This is a genomic window from Elizabethkingia argenteiflava, assembly GCF_009904105.1.
Taxonomy (GTDB): domain Bacteria; phylum Bacteroidota; class Bacteroidia; order Flavobacteriales; family Weeksellaceae; genus Elizabethkingia; species Elizabethkingia argenteiflava.
Genome location: NZ_JAAABJ010000482.1, coordinates 1 through 275 on the forward strand (window position 1 = coordinate 1; position 275 = coordinate 275).

Here is a 275-nt window from a genome sequence, read left to right on the forward strand (position 1 = left end):
GATAATGAATATCATGTACAGAAGCTTGTGTTACATCAAAATCGATAAAAATCCCATCAGTAGTAAACACTGCATGCAATTTATAACCATAATAAACACTATTTTGCCAAGCACAAAAACCTTTATCTGGGCTGGTAAAGTAATTTTTTCTACAAACAGTACTTCTGCAACTTCTGATTAATTTGCATATTTCTAATGGCATGCTATCTACAATGTAATAATCACTGACAGATATTTTTGCAGCTATCTTGTTTCTTAATGAATCCCCATAAGAA

General features: G+C 31.3%; 1 protein-coding gene. It reads right to left on the reverse strand.

Translation table 11 applies throughout. The annotated features are described in order from the left end of the window. A partial coding sequence (locus GNY06_RS06025; protein ID WP_166519229.1) for a transposase occupies positions 1-202 on the reverse strand: 202 nt, incomplete at its 3' end. Between the last annotated feature and the right edge of the window lie 73 nt (positions 203-275).